The sequence below is a fragment of the Algoriphagus sp. genome (assembly GCF_029254265.1).
In the GTDB taxonomy this organism is placed as follows: Bacteria; Bacteroidota; Bacteroidia; order Cytophagales; family Cyclobacteriaceae; genus Algoriphagus.
Genome location: NZ_JAQWXX010000054.1, coordinates 24,403 through 34,669 on the forward strand (window position 1 = coordinate 24,403; position 10,267 = coordinate 34,669).

At 43.0% G+C, this 10,267-nt stretch carries 9 protein-coding genes; 3 read left to right on the forward strand and 6 right to left on the reverse strand.

The window, feature by feature from the left end:
* Nucleotide 1: 1 nt before the first annotated feature.
* The 3 genes from P8O16_RS08660 to P8O16_RS08670 are packed head-to-tail and all read right to left on the reverse strand — an operon-like array spanning nucleotide 2 to nucleotide 3,367.
* Entirely contained in the window at nucleotides 2-2,191 is a 2,190-nt protein-coding gene (locus P8O16_RS08660; protein ID WP_300313382.1) for a peptidase domain-containing ABC transporter, read from the reverse strand.
* Nucleotides 2,188-2,724: a peroxiredoxin gene (locus tag P8O16_RS08665; RefSeq protein WP_300313385.1), complete on the reverse strand. Its 537-nt coding sequence runs from the start codon at nucleotides 2,722-2,724 to the stop codon at nucleotides 2,188-2,190. Before P8O16_RS08665 ends, P8O16_RS08660 begins: the two co-directional genes overlap by 4 nt.
* A 13-nt stretch (nucleotides 2,725-2,737) precedes the next feature.
* Complete coding sequence (locus P8O16_RS08670; RefSeq protein WP_300313388.1) at nucleotides 2,738-3,367, reverse strand: hypothetical protein; 630 nt, start codon at nucleotides 3,365-3,367, stop codon at nucleotides 2,738-2,740.
* 311 nt (nucleotides 3,368-3,678) lie between these two features.
* On the opposite strand from P8O16_RS08670, the gene P8O16_RS08675 reads away from it, so the two are divergent.
* Both P8O16_RS08675 and P8O16_RS08680 read left to right on the forward strand, forming a co-directional pair.
* A complete protein-coding gene (locus P8O16_RS08675) occupies nucleotides 3,679-3,924 on the forward strand; it encodes a DUF6364 family protein (protein WP_300313390.1) in 246 nt (81 codons plus the stop codon).
* Nucleotides 3,921-4,340: a PIN domain-containing protein gene (locus P8O16_RS08680; protein WP_300313392.1), complete on the forward strand. Its 420-nt coding sequence runs from the start codon at nucleotides 3,921-3,923 to the stop codon at nucleotides 4,338-4,340. Before P8O16_RS08675 ends, P8O16_RS08680 begins: the two co-directional genes overlap by 4 nt.
* A 429-nt stretch (nucleotides 4,341-4,769) precedes the next feature.
* Here P8O16_RS08680 and P8O16_RS08685 read toward each other — a convergent pair whose 3' ends face one another.
* The 3 genes from P8O16_RS08685 to P8O16_RS08695 all read right to left on the reverse strand — a co-directional run bounded on the left by P8O16_RS08685 (nucleotide 4,770) and on the right by P8O16_RS08695 (nucleotide 8,785).
* Entirely contained in the window at nucleotides 4,770-7,889 is a 3,120-nt protein-coding gene (locus P8O16_RS08685; protein WP_300313395.1) for a glycosyl hydrolase, read from the reverse strand.
* A gap of 87 nt (nucleotides 7,890-7,976) precedes the next feature.
* Nucleotides 7,977-8,549 (reverse strand): pyridoxamine 5'-phosphate oxidase family protein, encoded by a 573-nt coding sequence (locus P8O16_RS08690; RefSeq protein WP_300313398.1) that lies wholly within the window; start codon nucleotides 8,547-8,549, stop codon nucleotides 7,977-7,979.
* Nucleotides 8,549-8,785 (reverse strand): CPXCG motif-containing cysteine-rich protein, encoded by a 237-nt coding sequence (locus tag P8O16_RS08695; protein WP_300313401.1) that lies wholly within the window; start codon nucleotides 8,783-8,785, stop codon nucleotides 8,549-8,551. Before P8O16_RS08695 ends, P8O16_RS08690 begins: the two co-directional genes overlap by 1 nt.
* A gap of 152 nt (nucleotides 8,786-8,937) precedes the next feature.
* On the opposite strand from P8O16_RS08695, the gene P8O16_RS08700 reads away from it, so the two are divergent.
* A complete protein-coding gene (locus P8O16_RS08700) occupies nucleotides 8,938-10,080 on the forward strand; it encodes an ATP-binding protein (RefSeq protein WP_300313403.1) in 1,143 nt (380 codons plus the stop codon).
* Nucleotides 10,081-10,267 lie beyond the last annotated feature (187 nt).

A 10,267-nucleotide genomic window follows, 5' to 3' on the forward strand; every position in this document is an offset into this window, starting at 1 on the left:
GTTAGTTGCTTAGTTGAAAAATTTGTTTAAATGCTCTGGAATAGGCATTTTCTTGATTGAGGAGTTCCGAATGGGAACCTGAAAAAGCGATTTCCCCCTCTTGCAGGAGTAGTATTCGATCCGCTCTTGCTGCCAAACTGGGCTGGTGGGTGATCATCAGGAGACCGGCATTTCGTTGCCTAAGATACTGCCTGATCAGTCGGAGCAGCTGATCTTCCAACTCCCAATCCATCGCAGCGGTCGCTTCATCCAATATCAGCAGCTTTGGCTCTCTAACCAGGGCTCGGACGATACCGACCAACTGACGCTGACCACCGGAAAGATTTCGACCATCTTCCCCGCAAAGCGTCAAAGCTCCTTGAGGCAATGCCTTGAAAAGATTCCAAAGCCCCAGCTCTTCCCCGACTTTAGCAAGGCGCTCCAGCTCCTTGAGATCTGTACTCAGCGCAATATTATCAAATACCGTCGCATTGAAAATCTTCTCCTTTTGATTGACCACTCCCAAAGCGGCACGCCAGTCAGGTAGCGGAATGGATTTGGAGTCTTGCCCCTTGATGCGAATGCTTCCCGACTCTGGCGAATAAAAACGCTGAATGAGATCTACCAGTGTACTTTTACCTGTTCCCACCGGAGCAAAGACTGCCACAAACGCTCCGGCTTCTACTTGAAAACTCACCCCTTTCAGAATCTGCGTCCGTCCAGGATAGCGAAAAGTCACCTGATCCAGTGTCAGCAGCGGAGAATCCCCTATGATAGGCTGACCTTTTTCTGTGGGTTCATCCGACTCCATATCCAAGCCAGCAATCTCAAAGAGTCGATCAAAGGCGACTTTGGCTTCCTGAAACTGAATATTGGCGACCACTAGTCCTGCCACTGCCGGCACGATGGTACTGCCCACAGAGATCAATGCCATCAATTCTCCAAGAAGCAACTCACCCTGAAAAATCAGATAGACTCCAGCCCCGAAAAGCAAACTCATGAAAATGGCGACAATCAGTTGGGTCCAAAAGGAAAAATTATTCCCGATAATAGCAAGTTCGTAGCCCTTGGATTGGTACATGGAATAGACATTTTTGATTCGGTTTTGGTATTCTGTTTCCTTCGAGTAGGATCGAATCACATGCATGCCCGTGAGGCTATCCACATACTGGGTTTCATTCAGGGAGTGAGCCGCCATCACTTCCTTTTGCTTTGCTAAGATCGGAGCATGATATTTCCAACCGGCAATCAAAAAGAAGAAAACGCCCAGCAAGCAAATCAAGCCGATAAGGCTGGATTGATAAAAGACAAATAGCAAGGACACGATTACGACCAATACATTGATAATGACTGTACCCGTAATCAAAGAAACGGTATTTCGGATTCGAAGGGAGTCATTCATTCGGGCAATCAAATCACCGGTGCTATAGCCTCGGAAGTAATTCATTGGCAGCTTCAGGATTCGCTCGATAAAGGAAGAGACGATCCGAACGTTCAGATCTCTGCCCTGCCTGGCCATAAAAACACCTTGGATATAGCCTAATATTGCCCGAAAACTAAGGAGAAAACACAAGGCCACGACGCCTAGAATTGCTTTATCATAGGTTTGATTGGGAAGGAAATCATCGATCAGCCGCTGAGAAAAAATAGCAGTGGAAAGTCCGGTGACAGCCATAAGACTACCGATGACTGTGGCTACAATCAGAATGGGAATATCCTCAGCGATCAGCGACACAAACCAAGCTCGCTTGGATCGGGAAACAAGCGCTTTTCGTTGCAAGGCTTCCGTGGGCTCAAGGCGAAGAAGTATTCCTGATTTCCATTGTACCATCAGCTCTGATTCCGATAGACCTAAAATCCCCACGCCAGGATCGCTCACCCAATGTTTGCCCTCAGCAAATCCAAAATACACTAAGTAATGCTCCCGATTTTGATCCTGTACCACATGCAAAATCGCCGGGCCAGCTAGTTCCGCCAAATGAATCAACTCCGCTTCAAATCCTTTAGCCTCATAGCCGATCTTTTGCGCAGCCTGAATCAAGCCAAGCATCGTGGTGCCACTTTGGCTGGTGCCGCTGATATCCCGGAGTTTTTCCTGCGAAAATTCTGCCCCGTAAAATCTGGAAATCGTACAGAGACAGGCTAAACCACAGGCATACTCCCCCAGTTGAGCTACATGATACTTTTTAAGCTTTTTTGGAGAATAGGTCATAGCTCAGGTTCCTTATGATTTTGTAGCTGCTCAAGTAGCAGATCTACTTTCACAGGACCAGTAAAATTTGCAACTAGGCTTCCCAAACCATCATAGATAAATAAAGCCGGTACGCCTTTTATCCCATAATACGCCGCCACTTCCATCTCCGAGTCGATCAGAAAGTGGACTGATTCACGATCGGAAATTCCAAGTTCTTGGATGAAATCCTTAACCTCCTCTACCGGCTGTACGGTCACGAATACCAAGGCATGGGAATCAAATTCGACGATTCTTTTGGCAATTGAATTCAGCTCCATCTGGCATATTTCACAGGTTGAGTTGAAATACACCAAAAGCGATGAGGTATTTCCTACGAGTGCTTTCAAATTCACCGATTGCCCGTCTAAGTCAAGTAAGTCCAAATCAGGCAATCGGATGATTTGAGCTTGGATAAGTTCTTTATTGGCTTCTTTTTGTTGGAAAGAAAAACCCAGGTAAATCAGGGCGGAAAGTAGTGCCAGGGATAGGAATATTAGAAGTAGTTTGCGCATGGTTGAAAAAGTTTTAGGTGAAATTGAGGGTGAGAAAAAGAATCAGAACCAACCAAAACACCAAGGCGAATGAATAAGAGCCGAGAGCCACTTTGGTACTTTCTCCCAGATCGAACTTAACCTCCTGATGAAAAAAGAACACCAAAAGAAAACAGTAACCGAGTTCAAATAAATTGACCAATTGTAGCGGATAGATAAAGAGTGGATTCAAGTCGCTTAGCTGAAATAAACTCAAAACAGACAAGGGATAAAAGACAGAAAACTCTTCATAGGAAAAGTCTCCTGCTGATACTAAAATCACTTTTACCAAGCCTGCAATGACAAGAATACTCTCAGCCAATACCGCTACTTTGAATAGTCGGATCAATTTGATCCCCTGATGAAGGTTTGCAAAAAACAATCCTGCATACAACACCAAAGCGATAATCCAACATTTGATAACAAGGATCAGAAAAGTGAAGAGCACACTAAACTTATTCCAGTAGCGCATGTCTTCCAGGGCATCCAACAAGACATTTTCGGGAATTTCAAGTTGCGATTGCTTAGCTATCGCATTTACAAACATACCCTCTACATCGAGGAGAAAGTAAGAGACTAAAAACAGGGCAAGCGAATAAAAGCCAAGGAGTAAAAAAGATTTCATTCAGGACTGATTAAAATTCCAAAAAAAAAGACTGAGCGAATAACTAACTCAATCTTCAAAAAGCCAAATCTTCAAAAAGCCGTGAAAACTAATCAAAATAAGTAAAACCTAATTCGGCAGTAGTTTATTTTGAATGCCCCCCCCTTTTTTAGTTAGTAATCAAAATAATCTTCGGAAATAATACTTAAATTTTTAAGAATATTTTTTTGAAGATGGGTAAAAAAATAATTATCAGCCTTGAATGAAGGCTACAGCGCTAAAATTTGACCTTCATAAATATCATACGTATATTTAAATATACTATACGTACAATGAATAAAAAACTCACGCTATCGCTAAATGAAGAAGTTATAGAAAAAGCTAAAATCTATGCTGAAAACACCGGAAATAGCCTTTCTGGATTGGTAGAAGACTATTTTGAGAAACTAATCAGTCCGGCTCCAATCCCTGATTCCTCAGATCGACTTCTAGCCATTTCTGGAAAAATCAAACTCCCCAAGGATTTTGATGCGGATCAAGCCCGTAGAAAAGCAGTTGAAGTAAAGCATCTAAAATGAAGGTTTTTCTTGACACAAGTATTTTAGTCGATTTATTGACCGATCGCACTCCACTCACGTCGGAGGCTTTGGAAATCTTTTCTTTGGGTGAGAAAGGCAAAGTCATACTTTACACTTCCACACATTCGATAGCCACCACTCATTATATTCTAAAGAAGTATGTTGATGGAAAACAGTTAAGATATTTACTTTCTGAGCTTGCAGACCGAATGACCGTCCTCGATATAACCCATACCATTTTAAAATCTTCGTTGAAATCTGCACATAAAGATTTTGAAGATGCGATTCAAATACTAACTGCGGAGTCCGCTGGCGAAATTGACTATATACTTACCAGAAATCTAAAAGATTTTAAGACCTCAGTAATCCCAGCAGTATCCATTCGAGAATTTTTAGCTGTCTTGAAGTCAAACTAAAAATAAACACCCTAACCCCTCCCGAACTATCGGGATAAGGGGATTAGATTCGTTTACTAATAAGGATACAAGCTCTTCGAGTACTGATAGTGATCGGCTTAATCTCAAAGGGCTATACGAAGATTTGAAATCTTCTTGTTCAAAAAATAAGATCCAGTTTTCAGGGATTATAAATCCCAAAATCAAGGTTCAGGATTGCAAATCCTGAACAGCGGACTTACCCGAAATCTTAAAGATTTCAAGACCTCGACCATCCCAGCAGTTTCCATTCGAGAATTTTTAGCTGTCTTGAAATCAGTCTAAAAGCGCAATAACCTCTCACAACCCAATTAAAAGAAAAGCCCTCAATCGTTTCAATTGAGGGCTTTTACATCATAAAACCTTCGAGGAGATCCTTCCTCCTTCGTCGTCAGGATAACACCTCAAAGGTTAGTCTTTCTTCTTCGGTGCCAAGAAAGGAATCTTCTGATCAATCATTGCTTGCTGCAAGGCTTCGGCAGATTTCATTACTGATTCAGTTTCGTTCATCAGTGTTTCATATTTCCTCAGCATATCCGCTGCATAGGCTTTTTGGCCATCAGTGACCGGAGGTTCCTGATTGGCAATGGTGCCATAAATATGAGCGAGCTCAGCATCCAGCTGATTCGGGAAGTTGATCACATCCTGGAAAGTCTTCTGCTTAGGCTGAATCAATTTCTCTTCCAAGGCATCGATAGATTTGATCAATTCTTCTGCTTGTGTATTCCAGTCTGGGTAATCTTCTTTGGAAACCCGAGATTGAAGATCTTTCACTTGAGTACGAAGCGAGCGAAGGTCATCAGCAGTTTTTCGGGTGGCGATCAAGGCCGTTGCGATAGGTTTGATTGCTGCCTGCTGCGCATCATATGCTGCTTGGCTTGCAGACCATCTCGGATCAGGTTTTACGGTTAGATCTTTGGTAATCTTTTGATCTCCATAAGCGAAAACTGCTTTGTATTTCCCTGGAGCTACCTTAGCTGGTCCAACCCCAATACCCGAGAAAACTCCTTCTACGGGTTCGAATTCCTCTATCGCCAAATCCCAATGCAGGCGATTCATTCCGGCTTCCTTCTTGATTTTGCCTTTTTTCGCTTCAGAATCGGTGGTAAACGAGCGCAACACGGCTCCGCTAGCATCTAAAATCTCGACGGTCAAATCAGTAGAATCTGAATCTTCTTTCAAATAGTACATCAAAGAAAATCCTTCGTAAGGGTTTTGTCCCATCTCCATACTTTCGGATCGTACCGCCAAATCTCGAATAGCATCCTCCGGCTCGTACACATAGAATTCCGCCTTATTTGCCTCAGCCAATTCATAAAGTGGATTCAAATCATCCATCACCCAGAACGCTCGGCCTTGTGTAGCGACAATCATGTCATTGTCCTGAATCATCAAATCCGTGATCGGAACGATGGGCAGGTTATTTTGGAATTTCTCCCAAAGCTGACCGCCATTGAATGAAACATACAAGCCAGTTTCTGTACCAGCATAAAGTAGATCTTTTTGATTTGGATCTTCGCGAACTACCCGGACATGAGCTTCAGCGGCAATGCCATTCGCCAATCGAGTCCAGCTTTTTCCATAATCAGAAGACTTGAAAATATGTGGGGTAAAGTCATTGTATTTGTAGCTATTGAAAGCCACATAGACAGTTGCAGGATCATGTGGGGAAACCTCAATCTGATTGACCATTCCTTCCGGAGTATTTGGAATCGTGATATTTGACCAACTCTTCCCGCCATCCTGAGTGACATGGAGTAAGCCATCGTCTGCTCCTGCATAAAGTACATTAGGCGAGAAAGGCGATTCCGCCAAATAGTAAATCGTATGAAAAACTTCTCCTCCGGCACCTTCATTGGTAATCGGGCCGCCTCCCGAAATCAGATGAGACGTATCATTTTTCGTCAGGTCCGGTGAAATCTCCTCCCAGCTAATGCCTCGATTTGTCGTTTTTAAAATCACATTTCCAGCATGGTAAATCACGCTGCGATCATGGATGGAAGAGATGATCGGTGCATTCCAATTGAATCGATATTTCACATCCCGAGGATTGGAAGCCAGTCCTTGATATGGATAAGCCATCACGTCCTTTTCCAGTTTGGTCTTCGCATTCCACTCCGTGATGATTCCTTGGTAGCAACCTGAATAGATATAAATTGGATTCTCAGGGTCAAATGCAGAGTATGCTGACTCGCAACCTCCAACTGGATAAAATTCCTCTGGACCGATACCCGACCCATTGGCTCTTGAAGCAATCGAAACAGAAGAATTATCTTGCTGACCACCGTAAATTCTGTAAGGAAACTGACGATCAGCATTCACCCGATAGAATTGCGAGGTTGGCTGATTATCCTGTCTGGACCAATCTTTACCCGCATTGATCGTCACATTTGCTCCGCCATCATTGGCATTAACCATGTATTGTGGATGCTCCGGATTGATCCAAAGTTGGTGATTGTCTCCATGTCGCGTACGCATGTTAGTAAAAGTCTTACCGCCATCTTTGGATTCAACCAGCGGAGCATTCATGATATAGACCGTCTCTGCCTCAGTTGGGTGAGCCAAAATATGCATGTAATACCAAGATCGAGCGCGAAGCAAGCGATCCGGATTGACGAGTTTCCAGTTTTTACCAGCATCGTTGGAGCGATACAATCCACCATCCTCAGCTTCGATGATCGCCCAAACGATGTTCCCATTTGCTCGTGAAACAGAGATTCCAATTTTACCCATCGTCTCTTTAGGAAGGCCTTCGGAAAGCTTTTCCCAAGTTTTGCCGGTATCCACAGACTTGTAGATTCCCGAACCTGGGCCTCCACTTTTCACCTGCCAAGGATAGCGTCGATGATCCCAATACGCCGCATAGATGATCCGGGGATTGGACATATCCATACTGAGATCAGATACTCCAGAATTTTCATCTACATAATGAACTTTCGCCCAAGTTGCTCCGCCGTCTTCTGATCGGTAGATTCCTCGTTCATCAGTCGCACCGTAGGGACTTCCTTGCCCGCCAACTAGCAGTACATCCGGGTTGGTTGGATGGACAAAGATTTTGGAGATTTGTCTGATTTTTCCCAGTCCGATATTTGACCAGGTTTTTCCGGCATCGGTAGATTTATATACGCCATCACCGTGGGAGGTCATTACCCCTCGGACCGGAGCTTCGCCCATACCTACATAAATGACATTGGGATCCGATTCAGAAACGGTGATTGCCCCAACAGAAGCAGTATTGAAGAAGCCATCAGAGATATTTGCCCAGCTTTCGCCTGCATCTGTGGTCTTCCAAACTCCACCCGTAGCTCCCATGTAATAGGTTAAAGGTTCTTGGACTACTCCGGCAATCGCAGTAGCCCTGCCTCCACGGAAAGGTCCGACTAGTCGGAATTCCATTGCGTTATAAAGCGCAGTATCGAAGGTTGATTTGAGTTCTTGGGCGCTTGATTTTTTGGCTTTCTGAGAAAAAGAAAGAGTTGAAAAGCCAAAAGCCAGCAGCATCGCCAAACTGGCTTTAAGTAAAATTTTCATCTGGATAAAAGGTTGATTGGTGCAGGAATTTAAGGAAAGCCATTTGAAAAAGCTAAAATCAAGTTCCTTCCGAAAGTAGCCCCAATTTCAAGGTACCAACCACTTCCCATTCCAATCAGCACCACTTTTTGAAAAACTGACTCGGACATGAGTCAGACCATTCAATTGCAAGGCTTCGACGGTTTCAGGAATGAATTGTAGGACTGCAAAAAAGCGGTCATCCAGTTCTGCTGGCCAATCATAGGCGAGGTCGGGATCTGCAATTTCTGTTCCGGGTGAGAGGGTTGAATTGTAAGCTTTTTGGGCATCTCCTTGTACCCGTTTCCACATTTCCTGACTGAGTTCATCTTGATGATGAATATGAAGCCTTCCTTTTACCCGGATTTGAGTTCGCTTCCCAGGATGATAGACTAAACATTCAGCATTCGAGTTCTCCTGAATTTGGGTGACTTTGGCAGTTCGGGAATCGGTGAAAAAATAGAAATTCAACTCCTCATCCATTTTGCGCAGCACCACCATTCGTTGTTCTGGGGCATCTTCTCCATTCGTGGCCAAAGTCACATAGCGAAAGGGATGCTTGGCATCCAAAGCTCCCCGATGAAGCTCATGCGAAAGTGTAGCCCAGATTTCAGGAAGCGAGTTTTGTGAAGTAAATAACATTATTGTTCTAACGATTGAGCTTCAAAAATAACGATCTCTCCTTCTTCGATTTCCACTTGAATCAAAATAGGATTACAGCACACTTCACAATCCTCCACATATTCTTGTCTACGGACAGAAGGATCAACTAACATTGAAATTTCTTCAAAGCAATGGGGGCATTGGAAAAAGTGTTCGAGCATATCTGTTTTTCTTTTAGAAACTATGAAAAAGGCTTTGAGTTCAATTAATCTCAACTGACGGAATTTACACGAATTTCGTCAAATAGGTGACGGTATTAACGTTAATTGAGTCAGTTAATTGACGGTATTTACATTAATCCCGTCAGTTACATAGGATTTTTAGCTAAAACAAATTTCATTTGTATTGTAAATCACAGGAAATCAACATGAATGCAATTCCACGAGCTTTACTAACTCAATTTCAGAGGAAACTCCGACCAAATAAAGTATTGATGCTACTCGGCCCGAGAAGATCTGGTAAAACTGCCTTTGTTAAAGATTACCTCAAAACAGTTGATCTTACAAAAACATTGATGCTAAATGGGGAAGATCTGGTCGATGCAGCGCTTTTGCAAGAACGTTCGGTTGCAAATTATAATCGATTGCTCGCAGGAAAAGATCTTCTAGTCGTTGATGAGGCGCAGTATATTCCGGAAATGGGATTGATCCTGAAACTTATTGTGGATAGCATCGAAGGGATTCAGGTGATAGCTACAGGTTCGTCTGCCTTTGATCTCCATCAGCAAGTTGGCGAACCTTTGGTAGGACGACAAAACACACTTTTCATGTATCCCTTAGCACAAATGGAATTTTCAAAAATCGAAGATTTCAAAACTACCCTTGAAAAACGTGAAGAAAGACTGATTTTTGGTGGCTACCCAGAATTGATCCAATATCCCGATTGGAAGGACAAAGAAGACTACCTCTACCAAATCATGAATGATTACCTGCTCAAGGATATTCTGATGGTCGATGGGATAAAAAACAGTGATAAACTTTACGCCCTACTTCGATTGATTGCCTTCCAAGTAGGAAAGGAAGTGTCATTGGAAGAACTCGGAAAGCAGTTGGGAATGTCCAAAAATACGGTGGAGCGCTATTTGGATTTACTTTCGAAAGTATTTGTGATTTTCCGCATTGGAGGATTTAGCCGAAATCTCCGGAAGGAAATAGTCAAAAGTAGCCGCTGGTATTTCTATGACAATGGCGTGCGAAATGCTATCATTCAAAACTTCAATCGGCTCGATTTGCGTGCGGATGTAGGCGAACTCTGGGAAAATTACCTTGCTATCGAACGAAGAAAATATCAGAGCTACAACGAGATCCGGTATAATAATTATTTCTGGAGAACCTACGATCAGCAAGAGATCGATTGGGTGGAAGAAGAAGGTGACGAACTTCGAGCATTTGAGTTCAAATACCAGCTATCCAAACCTCCAAAGGCTCCGGCTGCCTGGGCAAAAGCCTACCCAAATGCGAGCTATGAAGTGATTCATTCGGGAAATTATTTGGATTGGATTGGGGGATAATAAACGTTGGAATCGAAGTAATTCTAAGGATTATATTTTGATCAAAGAGAGAGACTCAATATATTTAAGCTTATAGAGGTGTCCTTTTAATTGCATATATTTATAGCTTTTCAAACGCTCAAAATGGATATATTTAAAGGTCAAGGAGTCATAGAGTTCAGTAAAAGCTTCCAAACTGAACTTGACT